Here is a 21,849-nt window from a genome sequence, read left to right as displayed (position 1 = left end):
TAAAATTATAACCAGGTGCTGTTGCATCTACTGCAAGAGTTACTGTCTCTCCGTACTTGTACTCTGCCTCTTCTGGAAGGACTGTTGCTCCTGCTGGTACTGGATCATTTGTGTAGCTGTAGGTTACCTTGAAGCTCTTTCTGTTATAGTACAGCTTTACTACAAGACTTCCATCTCCCTGTACTATTGCTGCATCAAGTTCATCCTCTCCTGCAAAGTATCTGTTTCCGCCTTCGACGTATTCAAATCCGTCTACTGTCTTTACAAGTCCTGCAAGAGTTTCTGCGCTCAGTTCTGTATCTGTTGTTCCTTTGTTTCCTGTCGTTGTATATGTGCTATCAATCTCATATACTTCTTCATCTTCAAGTGTCTGGAAGTAATGCTCTACTGTGTACTCTACATCTTCTCTTGCCTTAAAATAACCCACTAATTTTACATTCTTGGCTGGCATCTCAAATGTATCGCTGATAGTTCCTTCAATATCATCAGATGTCCATCCCTCAAATGTATAGCCAGCTGGAATAGTCTCTACAGAAAGAACCTGAACTGTATCGCCTTCCAGATATTCATCTTCATCTGTAGGAGCTACTGCACCATGCGCATCTCCCGTGATCTCGTAGGTTACTGTATAAGTTGGAAGCTTTTCCCATACAGCATATAGTGCATGGTATGGCTGTTTCTCATCAGCTGCTACCTTCTGTACACTCTTATTGTTTGCTGCTGGATCATAATAGCCTCTTTCTGCATCATAACCAATCCAAAGAGTTTCAGACTCTGTAGTTGTTTGTACTTCGCCATCTACAACTTCTACTTCTCTTGCCCATCCAAGGAATTTATATCCCTTTCTAGATGGAATAGTCTCACCCTCTCCTAATCCGTAAATAGGAACTTCCTTGTTTACTTCTAATGGGTCATATGACGCATATACTCCGCCATCATAGTTATTATAGAATGTGATGTGTGTCGGAACTGGTTTCTCAACCTTTACATATTCTGCACGAAGCCGAACAGTATAAGTCTTATTAGGCACACCATTTGTCATACCTGGTGCATCTTCCACTCGCGCATCTGCCTTTAAAACCTTAAAAGTAGCGCCAGGAAGGACTGTTGTAGTTGTATCTACAAACTTACTCTGAGCAGAATCCCACTTCTGTACTACCCAGTGTGAGAAACGTGACTCATAAGTATTTCCGTTCTCTGTTATAGCCGGTGTTGTTGTAGGTGCAGCGCCTGCAGATGCCATTGCTTTATCAGCATATAGATTTGTATCAGTAGGTGCTGGGCTTCCACCATTTGCGTCATATATGAGACCTATACCCTTAGCTCCTGTAGTAGTCTCACGCCAATTTGCGTAAAGGTCAAGTTTTCTGGTGATCCAGAAGCGGTCTTCACCATTATTTCCTGTTATATCAGAGTTAGTTGTTGCATTAGCATTGCCCCACTTATCTGATGGATCAGTAAAATCTTTGGTCTTATCATATTCTGCAGTAACTGTTTGATCATTTAGAACAAATGCATCTTTGTTAAATCCATTCTTTCCTTCAGGATCTGTACTCCAACCCGCAAACTCATATCCATTTCTTCTTCCTGAAGGAGTACTTACCTTTCCACCGTAAGAAACACGGAAGTTTGTTTGCTGTGTAGCAGAACCCCAATCAAGAGTATTATCTCCATCTGCCATAGAATGGAGGAATACACGGTACTGTATCTGACGCCACCTAGCGTAGACTGTGATACCATCCTTAGGCATCTTGTCGAATTCATACTTTGATGTACAAGCATCGTCTACATACCATCCTTCAAAAACGTATCCTGCCGGAGTATTTGAAGGTTTGTAGTTGTTAAATGAAGATACATTTGCCTGATATGAAATATTTGGCTCTTCGTGTATCTGTCCAGAACTTACCTCAGAAGTAATCCTATTATCATTACCATCATAGTAGGAACCATCCATAAAGTTGATGGTATACATCTTACGGGTATAGTAGCAGCTAACATTTGCTGCTCCGCCACTGCCCCACGCGTTACTTGGTGAATAACCAGCTTTTTCAAATCCTGGAAGCTCTAAATAATCTTCGGCCTGAGTGAAGAAATAATAATTACACTGTAAGGATTTGTAAATAACATAGGTCTTTCCATTGTAAGAGTAAGTAGTTTCTGTTGTGCCTGGAAGTGCTTCCACATAGTAAGTAATTGTTTTGTAATTATCAGCGCCCGGTCCACCATTATCTATGTGGAATGTAACATCCGCATCGGGCATAATATCAATATATGACAAAACTTCATTATATGGTGTGTTACTCTGTGGGTCCCATCTTGCTGCAGTATAAGTAACACCATTTGTTCCAACTATAGGGAACTGGTCACTAATGGACTGTCCAAAAAGGGCTGTTATTACCTTAACAGTCGTGTAACTTGAAGCAATGTAAATTGGGCCATCATATCTGTTGGAATAATTATATCCAAAAATCCAACTGCCTGTACGCGTTCTATAAAACGCACCTTCATGATAATAGACTCTTACATATCTACCATTATAATATCCATATTTATCAGGATTATCATCATTATCACCAGTCACTTCCTCATATGATTGTCCTGGAACCTGGAATTTTAATGTATGCTGATTTCTATCGAAATATACATTTACTACGGTGTTTCCCTCAGGAGCAATTTTCTTTTGTGCCTGGTCATTACTTACGAAATGGAATCCTTCATAACGCTTTTGACCTGTAACACCAGTTATTGTTATATAGGCATCATTTCCAGACCCATGAGTTACTACAGTATTTACTGTTGAACCAACTCTACCGGTAAGCTGTATGGATTCCTCAAAATCATAGCCATTTCCGGCAAGGTTCTGTCTCCAAATCAGAATTGTATATTCTGCATCATTTTTTGATATCCACTTCGCATAGATAGTTGTCAGGTCAGAAAGTGTACCACCAAACTCGAACTCCTGTCCGAGTTCGACTGTTACATTTCCATCATCATCCTTAACCTCAGTTCCATAATACCAGCCACCAAATGTATAGCCATTGCGAACCATCTCTGAGTCATCGCATGGTGGCTCTGTTGTAAAACCGGATTTTACAAACTGTGGTGCATTATAAGTAGCACCTTTTCCGTTTTCATTGAAAACCAACCAGTGGCCAGCTGGCAAATCAACCGAAAGGATAACGTTACCCTTTATCTCGATTTCTGTATCAACTGGATAGCTTTTACCTTCTGTATATCCTTTAACTACATCTTTTCCTTGGCTAACAAGCCAGCCTTCAAACTTATGCTCGTTATCGGCAGGCGTGAACTGCATATCAATGGTATATTTCTGGTACTCTGCTGGGGCGTCTGCGCGGAACAGCACCTCACTTGATCCTAAAGATGCACCGAGGTCGTCAATATAGGATACTGTGTATGCCTTAAACAGCATTGCGTAATATATCAGTTCATCACCTTCAGTGACACCATTATTTAACTTTGCTCTGATCTGCTCACGGATATCATCAATAGTCAATGCTGGTGTTGAAGTTGTATAAGCGGCATCTGTTGTCCAGCCTCTGAACATGACGCCGTCTCCAAGATTCCCAACACCTGGATCGTAGATAATATCATTGAAATGGCTTGCTGTTTCACCAGATCCCGGATTAAGATCGTTCTCTTTTACATTAAGAGTAACAATCTCAGCATTGCCGTTCATAAACTTAACAGCTAATCTGGCATCCGTTCCCTCTTCTACTACGATAAATACTGAGAACTGGTTAGAATCAAATTCAACTGCCTCAGCATTACCCTGAGAATTAGAACTTACGCTGGCATCAATCTTTTCAACATCATCACCATGATCATGAAGAACTGTAAGATTTTCTGTAGCGATTGTCTCTTCGATATCAAGTTTTACGTGAACATACTTATTATTTGCAGGCTGAATCTCATTTCCTTCAAATACGAAAGAAATGTCAACGCCCTTTGCTTTATTTACTTCTTTTCCAAGAGTCTCTTCTGCAGTAGCAACGGCCTGCTCATCAGAGATTGCGCTGATCTTTAATTCTGTACCAGCTGGGAAAAGACCTTCCTCAGCCTGAACAGAAACGATAAGGCCGCCTGCGTGCACTTCATTTGCCTCTATTGAAGGCATTGTCTCAGAGATATCTTCGGCAGCTACAAAGTTAGCTGTGAATTCTGCATCCTCTTCAATTCCTGAAGGCACGAAAGTAGCATCTGTAGATACCTGATTACCATCCGCATCAGTCCAGTCTACAAATGTATATTTATCATTCCAGGCTGTGGCTGTTGAGCCCTCAAACTTGGAATCCTTGTCATTAATATCAACAGTCTCTTTATTAGAAGAAACTCTACCACCCTTGGTAGCCTTGTATCTTACTGTTACAAGTTTTTCTTCTACGACTGCTTCTGAAGTTGCAGCTGTAGCTGCCTCTTCAACTACTTCCTCTGAGCTTGCATTAGTTGCAGCATCTTCTGAGGAACTCTCAGTAGAAGCATCTGTCGCCACTTCTTCTGTAGAACTTTCAGTTGTGGCCTCTGCTGCCGTTGTTGCCTCCGTCGTCGCTGCATCTTCCCCTGCAGCGCCAGACTCTTCAGCAGCCTGATCAGTTACTTCAGTAACTTCTTCAGGTACAGTCTCTTCTTGAGACTGTTCTTCCTGAACTGGCTCTTCTCCTTCCTGTGGAATCTGCTCCCATTCAGCAGTCTGAATTTCATTTTCCAGCTGTGCAAGTTCCTCTTCGCTTTCAACAGCGAAAGCTCTTGTACTGGCAATATCACTACCAAATGTAGTTGTTACCAATGCAAAAGCTAAAATAACTGCCAGCAATCTGTTCCATTTCTTCAACATCTCTATCTCTCCCTCCGTTAGAAAATATTTTTGAAATCGAATGGATTCTGTTTTCTGCAATATGGATTAGAAGACTTGTTTCCTATATTTTGTATTATAAAAAACGAGCAATCATAAACCCTATCATATTTTGCAGAATTTGTGAACTTTTTTTCACAATTTCTTGTTATAATTATAAACTTTATTTCACTGTATTTACAGACTTAATTAAGTTTATATTATAAATTTTTTCTTAAGCTTATAACCAAAAAATAACGAGAAACCACATATTGTAGTTTCCCGTTATCTATTAACTAAATATACTAATCACTGATTTTTTATTTCAAATCAGTTTTCTTCATTCTCCTCTTTCTTTTTCCCTGCAAAGAGAAGTGCTACTGTAGCAGCTACTGATACAAGGATTACAAGGACTCTTGATGCATCATTGGTTGTATCTTCTGTTCTTGCTCTTCTTGCTCCGAGTACTGCCTGTCCACTAGTTTCCTCACGTCTTGCTCCGAGAACTGCCTGAGCTGGTGCTGGAGGTGTAGTTGTAGGAACATCCGGAGGAGTAGGTGGTGTTGGAGGTCCTGGTGGTGGAGGTGTAGGTGGTCCAGGAGGCGTTGTGCTCTCTGTGATTGTAAGGATTCCAGGATTGGTCTCGAAGGTATAATTTGTATACTTCGTTTCAAGGTCATCCTTATTCTCTTTTGTTCTGATCTGATACTGGGCACCAACTGTTTCGCCTGGATCTCTTTCATAGGTGAGGTCAATCGTATCTGTACCCTGAAGACCTGTGATAGTTGATGTAAACTCAGGATCGCTAGCACCTACAGTCTTAGTCTTATCATCTACATTGATAATTACATGAACTTGTGTAATAGAAAGCGTTCCAAGTTTATTCTCTTCGTTCTCTGATAATACGAAGAGCTCTGTTACATCTACCCTGTCTTCACCCTGACCATGATAGATTGCGTATCCATCTGCCAGTTTAAACGGTTCTTTTCCAACATCTTTTCTTGTAGCAGTAGCCTTGATGTTTTCAACCTCGTAAGTTTCAGTACCGATACTAAATGTTGTATCGAAATCGCCCGCCATAGCTACAATACCAAACAACCTCTTGAACATGCTGTACATACGTTGTGGGATTGTTGCTGATCTAGGTTCAATTACAGGCGGAAGTGGCACTGAGGAAATTTTAACTGGCATATTGAAGGTCTGTGGTTCGCCGTTATATGGAGATGTTACATCATCTGATTTGATATACAGAGTTACTCCCATCTCTGAATAAATCCTAAGCTCTCCATCCTCTACACTGGATTCTTCCTCGTCAAGCTCAAAATTATCATCCTCGACTGTAAACATTGCAAACTTAAGACCCATGTTATAGGTGGCTGGTAATATACCTTCTGCGTGTGCATTTGTATCATCAAAGGTTATCTTATCCCAACTAAAGAGATTCTCAGCATCACCTTCAAGTTCTTCTACCACACCTGCTTCGGCTTTTTCGAGACCATCTACAAACTGCTTACTGCCATTAAATTCTACATTGGCTTTATTTCCTGCTACATCAATCTTAACTTTACGAGGAGTGATAACCAGGACAATCTCTCCGCTCACATCCCAGATAATATCGCCATCAATTTCACGGGTTATTGTGAACATGTCCTCTGTAAGAGTTATTGGATATCTTCCAACATTTGTTCCACTTACCTTTATTAGAGAATTGCCTTCTTCATCACGCACTGGAACAACATCGCTTGATGTAAGTCCATCTACTACGTCTTCGGGATCTGATGTTACTGTAATGGTATAAGCAAGTGGTTCTTCAGATCCTTTTATTTCCAGTATCTGCTCGTTTCCATTATATGGACGCTCAACCTCTGATCCTTCAGTAGATACTCTGATAGTTATTGTATATGTAGTTTCCTGCTCCCACTGTGCATAAAGTGTATTGGCCTTACTATTTGTTTCTGCAGGGTTATCAAGGTTATCTGCTGCTATAAATGGCTTATCAAGCTCAATTTCAAGTCCGGATCCATCTGGCATTGTATTCCAGGAAACCATCTTCCAGCCATCTGCTGAATAGATTTCTCCAAGGGCTGTAACCTTTTCATTTCGTTTAAGTTCCGAAATCTTAACCTGCTTTCCTACTATTGTTTCTTTGTCTGATGCAGGTGAATAGTCAAGAACTGCAGTCTCTGCCTGCTGACCTGGATCATAAATGATAAATGTCTTTTCTGTTGATGGATTCTCGCTTTTCTTCTCATAAACAGCATCCAATACTACTGTATTGGCATCCGAGATTGCTTCGTCTTTGATCTTGGCTTTTGCATTAGGAACATAAGTATCTGTATCTGTTCCCTTATGGAACTTCCATCCCATAAAGATATACTCTTCGTTTACCTTTGTAGGAGGCGCTGCCATTACAAATTCAGAATTGCTTGCATAGTCAAATCCATCTGAATGTGTTGTTCCATCGTCAAATTCGCCGTATGGTGCATCTGTAGGAGCTGCATCAAATATTACCTTAACAGCTTCAAGCCTACGCCAATCAGCCTTTAATATTATGTCTCGATGAATCTTTCCATAGAGGAATGTTTTTCCTGCATCTGGATCTTCATCGTCATAGTAGTAACCTGTAAAGGTATAACCTTCTTTCTCAAAGAGCCCTACTATACCAGATTCAAGAATCTCTGTATCTGGGTCTACATAGAAGAATGGATTACCATCGGTATCAAAATCTTCATCAGGATTCCATCCTGACTGAGGCACGAACTCACCGCCATTTGCTTTCAATGTAACCTTATACTGAACAGGTTTCCAAATTCCATATACCGCCTTGTTACTTGCAGGCATCTTGGAGCTGAAATTAAATGGAACAGTACCAGTCTTGTCTTCATACCATCCGTCAAAGATGTATCCTTCATGTGTCTTAGGATTTGTCTGTGATGCATAAGAAGCTAATGGAGCTTCGTATTGGACTTTTATAGCATCAATAGCATTCTGCTCTGTATTATCTGTAGGATCTACGTCAATAAACTGAAGGTCATAGCTAAGTCTCTTATAATATATCTCAAGTGCTGTACCATTTATCGAGATAGTAGTATTAAGAGTAGCATTACGTCTGCCACTACCATGATCATATTGATAGAGTTCAAATCCATTGTACTTATTGGTCAGATGGAAATTAGAATTCCATGGTACATTAGTCTCATTAGCCTGAGTATATCCGTTTTCTTCACCAACATTTTGTTTGTGGAATCCTACATGAACACTTCCACCCTCAACATCATTTCCATAGAATGTTATAGTCTCAAGAAATGCATCAAGGAAAGTAGTATGTGTTCCTGTTCCTGTTCCTGAATTATTATGACCATTATACCAGTCTGCACTTGTTGGCCATGTGTATCCGGCATCTAAAAGAGTCTGGCCATAAAGGCCTTTTATTTCCTCTACAACATACCACTCATTTGCAGCGCCAGCTACTGTTTTATATCTGGCACCTGTATAAACATCTCCACTAGGCCCAACCCAGCTAGTTTCTGTATTCACATTTCTATTTATAACTCTGTAACCACCGTCAATATACCCATAATAGGTAATGTTTCTTGAATAATCTTTTATTTCTCTATATCTTCTGCTTCTATACTCGTATACAGTACCGGTATATGGCTGACTATTATATGTAAATGAGTATGTTGTAGTAGTCTTCTTAGAGATTTTAAAGAAGCTTTCACCACCATCATCTGTTCCATAGTACTGTGTTCCAGGGTTATCCTCTACTGTCTCATAGTACTGAGAAGCAGGTATGCCATATCTGGTAAATGTAATTGTCATAACCTTTCGGTCATAATACACATTTACAACAGTATTGCCACGAGGCTCAGCTACTGTAGTCTCACTATCAGTGTGAGTATCAAAAACTGTATATGTCCTGTACTCAAAGCCCTCGTCGCCATGAGTCTTGTAATTTACTGATAATTTTTCATTTAGGAATGCATCTGTAATCTCTGTTCCAGTATCAACGTCCTTTATTACATAGCTGTCCTTATAATCATAGGTTCGTTTTGCTTCTTCTGTATCCCAGGAATCTGTGATCTTCTGCTGCCAGAATACTACGCTTACAGTGGTCTTACCCTCAGGAGTCCATACAGCATAGAGTCTGAGAACTTTCTCAGCATCAACCTGCTCAATCTCCTCAATCTTAAGAGATGCAAGTTCAGCTTCTGTCATAGCTTCGCCGTTTGCTGTAAGAGACCATCCTGCAAATTCGTAGCCGTCACGGGTTGCCGTAATATCTTTTACCTTAGAAAGGGTATCACCCTTTACAAGATATGTAGGCTCTACATAGGAAGCACCTGATCCGTTTCCTTCAAAGTGGATCCAGTATGCTTCTACAATAACAGCATAGAGATTTCTGTTCTCTGGCTTGGTTACATCTGCATAGTTCTTGGTTCCGTTGTCCTGTACGTATGGTCTTGTTCCCTTAGGAGTCGCATTAGATGTAGACCAGCCATCGAAAGCATTGCCGCTATCAGCTTTCAGATAGTACTCATCAACAGTATTTACATACTTATCTTCTTCTGGACTTTCGTCCGTGAGGACATAGTCTTTTACTAAAGCTATCTCATCATCCAGTCCATGGTACTGGATATAATATGTTGTCTGTATTACCGGAATAATATTTACAACATCAGGTGTTTCTGCGGTGATTCCGGAGATGGTCTCGTATTTAACATCTTCTCCTTCCTCTGTTTCCCACTTGATAAACACCTGATTTTCCGCATTAGATATAGAAAGCGGAACACCCGGATTTGAAAGAGAGTCGCCATTTTTAACAAGCTGAACGTTGAATGGTTCGCCTGTCATTTCTCTATTATCATAGAATCTGAATTCTACAACCTTTTTCTCTGATGCAGAAGGATCATCTTCTTCTGCAATAATGAAGATCGAGAACTGATTTGCGTCAAAAGATACAGCGTCAACGTTGCCTTCTGCATTTGTACTTACATTTGCATCAAGGGTTTCAACATTTCCTTCATGATCATGAAGAACGCTGACATTTTCAAATTCAGTTGTGTCTTCTAGTGCAAGGGTTACATGAACATATTTGCTATCTGCAGGCTGAATAACATTTCCTTCGAATACAAAAGAAATGTCAACGCCCTTGGCTGCTGATACCTTATCGCCAAGCTCTCCTCTTGCTGTAGCAAGGGCATCATCTTCGGGAACTGCGCTGATCTTAAGTTCTGTACCAGCCGGGAAAAGACCTTCCTCAGCATTTACAGATACGATCATGCCGCCCTCATGGACGCCATCAGCGATAATAGCAGGCATCTTTTCTTCAATATTTTCTACTGCCTTAAAGTTGGCTGTGAAGGTAGCGTCTGCTTTAACATCTGCAGGAACAAAAGTAGCTTCTTCGCAAACTACATTACCTTCTGCGTCGGTCCAGTTCACGAATGTATACTCATCGTTCCAGGCAGCTGCTGTTGCACCAACAAATTTAGCAGATTCATCATTAAGGTTTATTGTTTCTTCTTTATTAGAAACACTTCCGCCTTTTGTAGATCTGTAACTAACAGTTACCAGATTTTCTTTTACTTCCTCTTTGTTTTCCTCAGAAGAAGCTTCTGTAGCAGCTTCAACTGATGTCTCTGACGTAGCTTCTACTGCTGCTTCTCCTGTAGAACCTTCAGTTGCTGCTTCTTCTGATGTTTTTTCTTCTGTCGCTGATCCACCTGTAGCTGCTGCATCATCTCCTGCAACATCTGCTAAAGTGGCAGCTTCGTCAGTAACCTCAGGCTGTACCTCTGGTTCTGACTTCTCTGGTTCTTCAGGAACTTCTTCCTGAACTTCCTCAGGTTGCTGCTCCTGTGGCTCTTCCACAGTTTCAGTTGCTGGCTCTGCGCTTTCCACCTGCAAAGTCGGCTCTTCACCCTCTTCGGCAAAGGCTCTTACACTTGCAAAGTCGCTACCAAGCATGGTAAAGACTAGCGCAAATGCCAAAAGAATTGACAGTGCTTTGTTACATTTCTTCAACATCTTATCTCTCCCTCCGTTAAGAATGTTTATGAAACTGAGTTCTGTGTCTTTCTTTCGCTGTCTTTCTGTGCCTGCTCAAGTGCGTCGTTCATCAGCTGCACCATTTCCAGTGCGCTTCTGAAATTAACCTTTTTGTTTTCTTCAGCCCAAGTGATCTTTCCCTGCCAGGTATTGTTCTGGCAGTATTCCACTTTTACGATAAAAGTTCCCTTTTTTTTATCGCCTGAAGAGTTTCCTTCATTTTGCTTATGTTTTTTATTCATAATGCTCACCCTCACACTTGTGATTATAGGAAACTATCTATCATAAAAGTAATCATATTTAGGATAATTTGTGAACTTTTTTTCAAGAATTGCACTTATAATTTTAAATTAAATTTCAGTTGTTGAATATATTTTAATGACGCAAAACTGATTAACTTTTCATAAAATACCGGTAATTGCACTTGTGCTCTATATTTCGTTGGAAGTTTTATGCGGAAACGCATACTGATGTTTAGAATCATTTTATAAATAAAACGGCACTGGTAAGGAAACCAATGCCGTTCATAATTTGTTTACAATTAATTAAAAGAATGGTTACTCAGAATCATCTTTTGGACACATCCTCTTGTTAATATAATATTGTCAGATGAGTTAAGACAATACCAATTTTAAAAAACTTTTTCATAATATGCCAGGTAAGGAAGCTTACCTGGCATCCTCCCTTTTATAGGGACTTTTTTTAATTAATCGTTCTTACCCTGAAGAAAGTTCTCAAGATCTGCTACTGCTGCCTCTTCGTCAGCACCTTCAGCGATAACTGTAACATTTTCTCCAGACTCAAGTGTGAGCGTCATCATACCCATGATGCTCTTGGCGTTGACCTTTTTGGACTGAGCCTCAATGTGAAGAGTGCTGTCATACTTGCTTGCAAGCTGAACAAGCTCTGCAACGGGTCTAGCTTCCAGGCCTCTAGGCAACTTGATTTCGATAGATTTTGTAATCATAATTCCCCTCCTAAATCTTAATCGGTTACTATCCTTTTATCTTGTCTGCTAACTCGCTTAATTTCCTAAGTCTATGATTAACTCCTGACTTGCCAACTGGAGGATCAAGGAATTGTCCCAGCTCCATAAGCGTTGCGTCAGGATGTTCCAGCCTTACTTCTGCCATTTCCCTGAGGTTAACATGAAGATTCTCAAATCCATAGTGGTCTCTTAAATATGTTATATCTTCTATCTGCTTGGTAGCTGCATTTACAGTCTTGGTAATATTGGCTACCTCGCAGTTAACCCTTCTGTTGATGGAGTTACGCATCTCTTTAACAATTCGGAGATTTTCAAGATTCATAAGACTCACTGGCGCTTCCATTATATTAAGAAGATCCACAATTCCGGATCCTTCCTTGATATAAAGGACAAAGTACTTCTTACGACGAACGATCATAGCCTTGATATCAAAGCTCTCAATCATCTCCTGAAGTCCCTCTGCCTGCGACTGTGTTGTACAGACAAACTCCAGATGATATCCCTTATTAGGATCGCTGATGGAACCTATGCACATAAATGAATCTCTAAGGAACGCTCTCTTACAGCAGGAATTTCTGGTAACCTGACGACTAATTCCATCTGAAATATCTCGAATAATGCTATCCTGATCTATCATCCTGATGGCACCCAAAACTGAGTGGATCGCCTTCTGATCTGTCACTACCGGCCTATATATTCTGCCGTTTTCCTTAATGTTGGGAACGCCCTCCAAAATGCTAGTTCCTATATTAAATGCTTTTTTTAATAATGTAAAGAACTTTCTAACTACTAGGGTATTGTCATCCTGCAGATACAGCGTAATCTCGCCGTTTTCAGCCTTTCTGATGTAGCCTGCCCCGTCAATTATGGCAGCAATTTCTGCAAGCCTACAGTGCCTCGATGAACCTATGTGTTTAGAAAGCTCCTCTTTTACTTCAAGAGAAAAAGACATGTCTCACCTTGCCTGTTTAACATCCCTGTGGGAAATCTTGATACCATAGTTGCCACCTGCTTCCTTGAGCCTTTTATAAAGCTCATTGGCAATTGTGACACTTCTGTGCTGTCCGCCAGTGCAGCCAATTCCTACAACCAGCTGATATTTACCTTCCTGAACATAGCCAGGTATCAAAAACTGTAGCATATCTGTGAGTTTATCAAGAAATTCTCCACAAGCAGGAAAACTTTTTACATAGTCCTGAACGCCCTTATCATTACCAGTCTGATGCTTGAGTTCATCGATATAATAAGGGTTTGGAAGGAATCTTACATCAAAGACAAGGTCTGCGTCTGAAGGTATTCCATACTTAAAGCCAAAGGAAAGTATTGTTACCATCAGTGAATTGTACCCTTCGTTCTTAACGAAGATCCTGTCAAGTTCCTCTTTAAGTTCTCTTGTAAGAAGCTGGGATGAATCAATGACATAGTCTGCTCTCTTTTTGACTTCTGCCAGCACAGCTCGTTCCTTGGCTATTCCATCCTCAATTCTCTTTCCAGTATCGTTGACATTCATAGGATGTACACGTCTGGTTTCTTTGTACCTTTTTATAAGTACCTGATCACTGCAGTCCATAAATAGGACTTCTACAGGAATTCCTCTTTCCTTGAGAGAATCGATCATGCCTGCTACTTCTTCTACAGCCTGACCAGCTCTTGCATCTATTCCAAGAACTACCTTGTCGATCTCATTTTCTGGCATTGTGATAAGGTCTGCAAATTTCTCAATAAGTGATACTGGAAGATTATCAACGCAGTAAAAACCTGCATCCTCCAACATATGTATTGCTGTGGCCTTTCCACCGCCGCTCATTCCTGTAACAATGACGAATCTCATATCCTGTCCTTCTCGATACCTTACGTATCGCCAACTGATAAAAATGACTTTTAATATAGTTAGAACTTGCCAAGCATGATAACTTCCGGCTCAAGCTTAACACCAAAGTCATCATAGACTTTCTTTTGAACATCACAAATAAGCTTATAGATGTCTGAAGATGTAGCATTTCCTTTGTTGATCACAAAGCCGCAGTGTTTCTCTGATACCTGTGCTCCGCCGACTGAATATCCTCTAAGGCCTGCATCCTCGATAAGTTTGCCAGCAAAGTAACCTTCTGGCCTCTTAAATGTAGAGCCAGCACTTGGATACTCAAGAGGCTGCTTATCTTTCCTCTTAAGAGCCAGTTCCTGCATCCTTGATGTTATCGCCTCTTTGTCCCCTTTTTCAAGTTCCAAAAGAGCTGACACAACCACAAATTCCTTGCCCTTTAAGGCGCTTGTTCTGTAGCCAAATTGAAGTGAATTGTTATCAAGTCTGATAACTTCTCCCTGTGGAGAAAGAGCTCTCACTTCTTTTGTTACAAGCTTCATCTCTCCATCGTACGCTCCTGCGTTCATGATCATTGCACCACCGATGGTTCCTGGTATTCCAGCAGCAAACTCAAAACCGGTCAAAGAGTTATCCCTTGCAAAGGCTGCAATCCTGGAATTCATAGCCCCCGCTTCGGCATATATCTTGTTTTCGTCTTCTAAATGTATATCGGCTAATTTATCAGTTGAAATAATAGCTCCATCAAAGCCCTTGTCTGAGACCAGCAGATTACTTCCATTTCCTAAGATAAAATAAGGAGTTTCTGCTCTTCTTAAGATAGAAATTGCTCCCTTTAATTCATCAAGGTTTGCTGGTCTTATAAACAAGCTTACAGGCCCACCAGTTTTAAACGTGGTGTGCCTGCTCATTTTTTCATTTTTATTTAGTTCCAGACCTGGAGCGATCTGGCGTATAGCATCAATAATATCCTGATTCAAAAAATAACACTCCCTAATTAATAAAGTAGCATCTTGGCTGCGCCATAAACTCCGGCATCGTTACCCAGCTTTGCAAGAGCAAACTTCACATCCTTGCAGCCTGAGAATACATACTTCTCATAACTTGGCTTTAAAAGGTCAAAGAGCATCTCACCAGCCTTGGATACACCTCCACCAAGAACAATGATTTCTGGATTTACAACTGTTGCTGTAGCTGCAATACCCTTTCCAAGATAGTAGCCGTATCTTTCAGCAATCTCTTTGGCTACCTTGTCTCCAGCCTTGGCTGCATCAAAGATATCCTTGCACTGGAAGTTGTCGATATGTCTAAGTGTGCTGTCCTCTTCAGTAGCAGCGAGGATTCTCTTTGCAAGTCTTACAGCACCTGTAGCGCTGGCATACTGCTCAAAGCATCCATGATTACCACATCCGCAAACATCTGGCTCATCATCCTCTAAATGAATATGACCAATCTCTCCGCCTGATCCCTTGCTGCCTGCAAGAATCTTGCCTTCGTTGATGATTCCACCACCTACACCTGTTCCAAGTGTTACAAGAAGCATATTCTGGTAGCCCTGTCCGCCGCCCTTCCATGCTTCTCCAAGAGCTGCAACGTTAGCATCATTACCAGCCTTAACTGGGAGCTTTAACTTAGAGTGAAGTTCATTCACTACATTGATCTTCTCCCATCCAAGGTTAACAGCCTGATAGCAAAGTCCGTCTACATTAACTGCGCCTGGAACTCCGATACCTGCACCGATAACTTCTGTATCTTCAATTCCTCTCTCTTTCATCTTGGCTCTGATTGCTTCTGCCACGTCAGAGAGAATGTACTGTCCGTTATTCTCTGTTCTTGTGGGGATTTCCCAGAATTCTACCTTTTCTCCGCTTTCTGTCAGAAGTCCGATTTTTACTGTTGTTCCCCCAAGGTCAATACCGAATACGTATCTAGCCATTGTGTATTTACTTCTCCTCTATTATTACTATATATTTTTTATATTATTATCTACTCGTCATCCTCGTCGTCGCCGCGTCTTCTTGCGAGAGAATTCTGAACTCTATTGTAAAGCTCCTGGGCTGCATTATAGCCCATAGCTTTCTGTCTGTGGTTAACTGCTGCTGATTCACAGATGACTGCCAGGTTTCTACCTGGACGAATTGGAATACGGTGGCAAACTATCTTGTTGCCAAGGTACTCAGTGTATTCTTCTTCCAGACCAAGTCTGTCATACTCTTTATCTTTGTCCCAATCCTCAAGCTTGATTACAAGGTCGATTGTCTGAGTCTCTCTAACACTTGAAACACCGTAAAGTGTCTTAACATCGATGATTCCGACACCTCTCATTTCGATAAAGTGCTTGGTTATATCAGGCGCTGTACCGATAAGTGTCTCTTCACTTACTCTTCTAAGCTCAACAACATCATCTGATACAAGACGATGTCCTCTCTTGATAAGCTCGATAGCTGTCTCAGACTTACCAATTCCGCTCTCACCAGTAATGAGAACGCCGACGCCATAAATATCTACTAAAACGCCATGGATAGAAATGCATGGTGCAAGCTTGACGTTAAGCCATCTGATGATTTCAGCCATAAATGCAGATGTCGACTTCTTGGTGATCAGAACTGGAACCTTCTCCTCTATTGCTATCTTTATAAAAAGAGGATCTGGAGTAAGTTCTCTGCAGAATACTACACCTGGAATATCAAAAGCCAGGAATTCTCTGTATTTCTGCTCTTTCTCATCCTCTGGAAATGATTCCATGTAAGTATATTCTACGAATCCAATAACCTGCAGTCTTGTTGCCTCGAAATGTTCAAAGTACCCTGCAAGCTGAAGGGCTGGTCTGTTAATATCCGGCTGACTGATCCTGATCTTCTTGATGTCAAGCTCTGGAGTCAGATTCTCAAGCTTCATTTTCTCAATGATAGTTTTAAGACTTACACTTGCCATGATTTCCTCCTGGGTTGGTTTGTTGTTGTGGATTATTTGTCATTATTGATGATATACGGATTGCTCCGTACTTTGTACTCTCGCAATCCTACAAACACTCAGAAATCGATATGCTCATTTCATTCGCATATCTTTTTTCCTCGTGTTTGTTCGCATCCTGAGGTCACAAGGACATTTGTGCTAGCACATGTCCTTGTGACTTCCGTCTGCTATATCATCACATGTTTACATTAAATAGATTTCTAAGTTCGTTAACGATGTCTTCTGTGTCTGCATCGATGCAAACTGCCTCGTTGATCTCTGAAAGAGTCTGCAGATCTTTTTTGTCAGAACTATTCATCTCATATCCAATAGTATATACCGAAATTCCAAGACCACCAACTATTGGCGTGATTCTCTTAAGTTCATAGCCAGCATTCTGTGCTCCGTCTGAAAGAACAAAGAGCATAAGGTTGGCATCAGGAATTTCCTTGCTCTTATCAAGAAGCATCTGCATTCCTACAAGTACTGCATCGTAAGTAGCTGTCTGTCCGCCTACCTCAAGGTCTTTGACAGCACCGCTGAAATAAGCACGCTGCTTGTTGTCAAACTGAGCGATAGGAAGATTAATAAATACTTTGTCACTGTAACTAACAAGTCCAATGTAACTGCTGGAATCTATGTACTGCATTGTATTAAGAAGAGAGTTTTTAAGGGACTTGATTCTTGTGCCGTTCATAGATCCTGATACGTCTGTTACAAATACTGCGATAGTAGGACGTGTACCGTTCTTGTTGGTCTTCCATACCTTCTGAGCTGAAAGATAGTCAGCACCTGTCATACCATAGTTTTCTGAAACGTAGTCCTCATGAAGGTTAAAGCCTCTTTCATTGGCCATATCCTGACATTCAGCTGACTGGCAATACTCAACAAACATCTTGGCAACTTCCATCTCGTCATCATCTGTCCAGCCAAAAGCGTAAACAGGGTGATCATGGCGAACTCCTGCTGGAGTATAAACATAATTCTTAAGTTCTGGAGTGTTGATATAAGTCTGCTCTTCCATTACCATAGCATCAATGATTCCCTTGGCAGCTGAATCCTTGAGGATTGATGTGGTATAAGCTGCAGTAGGCGCATTGTTCTGGTACTGAATAAGCTGCTGAACTGAGTTATCTGAAAGAGGATTCTCATTGTCAAATGCATGAAGCATTGAACAGAGAATATTCATACCTGTAGCTGATGTGTATGGGTTAGTATAAGCAAATACAAGGTCTCCTGCGATAGCTGCCTGAAGAACGCCATCTACTGTAACATCGCCATATTTAGCTGAGTACGAATCATATACATCCTTGGACATAAGGATACCTGCTGTGTTTCCAGCAATCCTATCTGCCAACTTAACCGTTTTAACACCGCTTGCCTGAAGCATTTCGCCCCACATCTCATTGGAAGGGATATAAAGATCTGGTTGATATCCACCCTCTGCTATATAAGTAAGTGTTTCACCAGATGAAATCTTTCTGATAGAAACTGAAACACTCTTTCCATCTACTGTGTAGCCTGCCTTGTTGAACTTCTGTCCAACTGCCACAAGCCACTCATCTGGATAAGACTTGCCACTAAACTCTGAAGGAGCAGCAATCTCAATGTTGATGTTACCAGATCCCTGAAGCATCATTTCAAATGTGTCGATGCTTGCAAGTGAATCTGCAACTGACGCATCCGCCATATCTACGTCTATTCTGGCAGGTATTGTTGTAGGATTGATCTTTTTAACAAAAGTATTCAGCTCTGTTACAGCATCATCATAGCTAAGTGAATTGTTAAGTGTGTCATTGTTTGTTACATTTGATGAGCATCCTGTTACAGTAAGGGCAAGGACTGCTGCCATAATACCCTTCAGGAATCTGTTCTTTTTCATATTTCTTCTCCTCGTACATATTTATATTATTAGCTTTACCCCAAAACCTTATTCGTAAGTATGTCTCAGGGACTGACCGATCGCATCAGCATAATCCTGGATCATTGTAACTGCGTCAGTATCTTCATTCTGCTCGTTGGTGTATCTTGCAAGCTCAAGAAGGAACTTCTGTGCATTGTTTAAAAGCTCGTTGTTACTCTGAATGATCTTGTCCGCTTCCCCGTTAAATTCCTCAGAAGTTTCAAGTGCCACATAAAGATTAACAACCCCGCGGCAGTTATGGTAAAGAGCATTCTTGGCCTGAGAAATAATTTCCTTCATGCTCTCAAATTCTGTCATATCATTATAATTAAAGAGCTTGTCATTTCTCTCCACAAACTCATCCATGTCTTCCATCTCCTTTAACAGGATCTGTCCAACTGGTGCAAAGTCTGCCTCTTCATCCATAAGCTGGTGTACAAGGCCCTTAACATCCTCTTTCTTTTTACGGATAGCCTCTTCCTCAGCCGCTTTCTTTTTAGCGAGGGCTTCTTTCTCTTTTTTATCTTTTACAAGCTTGATGATCAGTGGAATAAAGGTTAAAAGAAATCCCGCTCCCACAGCTGCAAAGCCTATGATTGCAAGGATTCTGAATATTCCGATTCCAAGTGTGATAATAAGGTCTCCCGCGTTAAGCCCAAGACCTACAGCTGCTGCAATTCCTACAATTAACAGCAATACTCCTACTATAGGATTAAATTTCTTCTTCATAATGTATATCCATCTCCCTTTTCTATCATTGCAAGAAGATTAACTACGTCAAATGTCTTTTTCTGTTTCTGCGCAAGTTTAAGTTTCTCAAGTGCAACCTGAGCCCCATCCAGCTGAGCATCAATTGATCTGCGGTAGGTCTCAACTGTGGCCGCCGCATGCTGAAGCTGTACATGACTAAGCTGAAGAGATTCCTTGGAATCATCCTCTCCATTCCATGACTCCTGCATCAGCTCTTCAAGCCTTTTAAGGTCCGCATTTATAAATTCACTTATTTTGTCAAAAGAGCCGCTGTTGACCTTGAGCTGTAAGATATATGCGTTAAGCCCCTTTATGGCCGACTCTATATTGTTGGCCTTTGGCGCCCTCACAAGAGCATATCTTTTTTGCATCTTGTCAATCCGCTCTGGATAATCTGCTATCTTGCGCTGTAGCAGAATGATTTCCGGATTCATCATTGCACTAAATATCAAAAAATTTCCTCTCAACAATCTGTGAGATATTATATATTATTCATCCAAAATTTGCACCCACTTAACACTCTTTTCTTCACCAGAATAATTAAGTTTTGAAAGCTTGGATTCCATAGCGGATTTAGACACAACACTGATCCCTGCTTATTAGTTTTTCTCCTACCTAATAAACAGGGATTCCCCCTTAATTTGTTGCATTTTCGTCAGTTTTCTGACTATGGAAGAAATCATAAATCTTATTTGCCACATTTTCCGGAATCTCAGGAACTTCCATGAGCCTTTCTACGCTGGCATTTTTGATATCTTCTATGGATTTAAAGCTCTTCATAAGAGCCTTTCGCCTTGCAGGACCGATGCCAGGAATATCATCCAGAGAGCTCTTTACCTGAGCCTTGGATCGTAAGGACCTGTGGTACTCTATAGCAAATCTATGGGCCTCATCCTGAATCCTCGTTATCAGTTTAAAACCTTCTGACCTTGTATCTATTGGAAGTTCAACGTTGTTATAATATAGTCCTCTTGTCCTGTGGTTATCATCTTTGACCATACCGCAGACAGGGATGTGGATTCCAAGTTCATCCAAAACCTGAAGACAGATATTGACCTGGCCTCTTCCACCATCCATAAGAATAAGATCCGGGAACTTGGTAAAACTGCCGTACTGAGCATCTATATCTCTTACCTGAAGGTCATGTCTTTCCTCTATTCCGTGAAGGAGTCTTCTTGTGAGCACCTCATGCATGCAGGCATAATCATCAGGGCCTGCTACCGATTTAATACGGAACTTTCTGTAATCGCTTTTCTTGGGCTTACCTTTTTCGTAAACTACCATGGATCCTACATTTGCAAAGCCGCTGATATTGGATATATCATAAGCTTCCATTCGCTCAAGGCCTTTGATTCCCAGAAGATTCTCTATCTCTTTTACCGCTCCAATGGTTCGGCCTTCCTCGCGTTTGATTCGCTCCTTGTCTTTGGACAATACAAGCTCAGCATTCTGAGTTGCAAGCTCCATGAGCTTTTCTTTTTGGCCCCGCTCAGGCACTGTAATGTAGACTTTACTTCCCTTTCTCTGAGAAAGCCACTCTCCTATGACTTCCATATCTTCTATCGCCTCTGGAAGCATAAGCTCTCTCGGAATAAAAGGTGTTCCTGCATAAAACTGTTTAACAAAGTTTAAAAGTATCTCAGCCTGGGGATTTTCTGACACATGTGTCATATAGAAATGCTCTCGGCCAATAAGTCTTCCATCTCGCACAAAAAAGACCTGAATTACCGCATCCTTGTCATCTGAAGCTATTGCTATAATGTCCTTATCCTCCATGGAGGAGTCAGTCATCTTCTGCTTTTGAGCCACCACTTTAACGCTTGCAAGAAGATCTCTATACTTGGCTGCTGACTCAAAGTCAAGTTCCTCGGAAGCAGCTTCCATCTTTCCTTCCAGATCTTTGATAATTGCTGCATAGTTTCCATTAAGGAAATCCAATGCTTTGTCTATGCGCTGCCTGTACTCTTCCTTGGAAACCTCTCCAGTACAAGGTCCGCAGCACTGTTTCATATGGTAGTTAAGGCAGGGTCTTTCTAGGCCTATATCCCTTGGAAGGGTGCGATTGCAGGTTCGAAGCCCGTATATCTTGTTAATAAGTTCAATAGTGTCCTTCACCGCTGCTGCACTTGTAAAGGGGCCAAAGTATCTGGACTTATCCTTTTTCATGAGTCTTGAGAAAAGAACTCTTGGATAATCTTCTGAAACGGTCACTTTAATGTATGGATAGGTCTTATCATCCTTTAGAAGTGTGTTGTATCTTGGGGAATTTTCTTTTATCAGATTGTTCTCAAGAACCAGTGCCTCAAGTTCTGAATCCGTTACGATATACTCAAATCTTGCAATCTGTTTCACCATCTGGTCTATCTGCGGACCACGACCTATATTTGCACGAAAATAAGACCTTACACGGTTGTGAAGGTTTATCGCTTTTCCCACATACATGATTGTGTCATTTTCATCTCGCATGATATAGACACCTGGCTTATTGGGAAGTTTTTTCAGTTCTTCTTTTACATCGAAATTGCTCATCT

Annotated in this window: 13 protein-coding genes; all 13 read right to left on the bottom strand. The window is 41.0% G+C overall.

Features of this window, described 5'->3' with window-relative positions:
• Positions 1-4,852 (bottom strand): InlB B-repeat-containing protein (locus tag G631_RS0115100; protein WP_026490158.1); only part of this gene is annotated, 4,852 nt, incomplete at its 3' end.
• 327 nt (positions 4,853-5,179) lie between these two features.
• On the bottom strand, positions 5,180-10,879 hold the full coding sequence (locus G631_RS0115095; protein WP_026490157.1) for an MBG domain-containing protein: 5,700 nt from the start codon (positions 10,877-10,879) through the stop codon (positions 5,180-5,182).
• Between the two features lie 26 nt (positions 10,880-10,905).
• Complete coding sequence (locus G631_RS19425; RefSeq protein WP_035789888.1) at positions 10,906-11,142, bottom strand: hypothetical protein; 237 nt, start codon at positions 11,140-11,142, stop codon at positions 10,906-10,908.
• 464 nt (positions 11,143-11,606) lie between these two features.
• Positions 11,607-11,867 carry an HPr family phosphocarrier protein gene (locus G631_RS0115085; protein ID WP_026490156.1) on the bottom strand — a complete coding sequence of 87 codons (261 nt, stop codon included), beginning with the start codon at positions 11,865-11,867 and terminating at the stop codon, positions 11,607-11,609.
• Positions 11,868-11,895: 28 nt separating this feature from the next.
• Positions 11,896-12,840 (bottom strand): DNA-binding protein WhiA, encoded by a 945-nt coding sequence (whiA, locus tag G631_RS0115080; RefSeq protein ID WP_026490155.1) that lies wholly within the window; start codon positions 12,838-12,840, stop codon positions 11,896-11,898.
• 3 nt (positions 12,841-12,843) lie between these two features.
• Positions 12,844-13,719, bottom strand: a complete 876-nt coding sequence (gene rapZ, locus G631_RS0115075; RefSeq protein WP_026490154.1) for an RNase adapter RapZ — start codon at positions 13,717-13,719, stop codon at positions 12,844-12,846.
• Between the two features lie 59 nt (positions 13,720-13,778).
• Positions 13,779-14,690 carry a UDP-N-acetylmuramate dehydrogenase gene (gene murB / locus G631_RS0115070; RefSeq protein ID WP_051197305.1) on the bottom strand — a complete coding sequence of 304 codons (912 nt, stop codon included), beginning with the start codon at positions 14,688-14,690 and terminating at the stop codon, positions 13,779-13,781.
• Positions 14,691-14,707: 17 nt separating this feature from the next.
• On the bottom strand, positions 14,708-15,646 hold the full coding sequence (locus G631_RS0115065; RefSeq protein WP_026490152.1) for an ROK family glucokinase: 939 nt from the start codon (positions 15,644-15,646) through the stop codon (positions 14,708-14,710).
• A gap of 50 nt (positions 15,647-15,696) precedes the next feature.
• The gene (gene hprK / locus G631_RS0115060) at positions 15,697-16,644 is read right to left on the bottom strand and encodes an HPr(Ser) kinase/phosphatase (protein ID WP_026490151.1); all 948 of its coding nucleotides are present in this window, start codon (positions 16,642-16,644) and stop codon (positions 15,697-15,699) included.
• 217 nt (positions 16,645-16,861) lie between these two features.
• A complete protein-coding gene (locus G631_RS0115055) occupies positions 16,862-18,547 on the bottom strand; it encodes a substrate-binding and vWA domain-containing protein (RefSeq protein ID WP_026490150.1) in 1,686 nt (561 codons plus the stop codon).
• 48 nt (positions 18,548-18,595) lie between these two features.
• Positions 18,596-19,297 (bottom strand): hypothetical protein, encoded by a 702-nt coding sequence (locus G631_RS0115050; RefSeq protein WP_026490149.1) that lies wholly within the window; start codon positions 19,295-19,297, stop codon positions 18,596-18,598.
• The gene (locus tag G631_RS0115045; protein WP_026490148.1) at positions 19,294-19,770 is read right to left on the bottom strand and encodes a hypothetical protein; all 477 of its coding nucleotides are present in this window, start codon (positions 19,768-19,770) and stop codon (positions 19,294-19,296) included. The genes G631_RS0115050 and G631_RS0115045 overlap by 4 nt, the downstream gene beginning before the upstream one ends.
• Before the next feature lie 184 nt (positions 19,771-19,954).
• Entirely contained in the window at positions 19,955-21,847 is a 1,893-nt protein-coding gene (uvrC, locus tag G631_RS0115040; RefSeq protein ID WP_026490147.1) for an excinuclease ABC subunit UvrC, read from the bottom strand.
• Positions 21,848-21,849: the final 2 nt, after the last annotated feature.

This window comes from Butyrivibrio sp. XBB1001, from assembly GCF_000424505.1.
In the GTDB taxonomy this organism is placed as follows: domain Bacteria; phylum Bacillota; class Clostridia; order Lachnospirales; family Lachnospiraceae; genus Butyrivibrio.
This window is presented reverse-complemented; position numbering and strand designations above follow the sequence as displayed.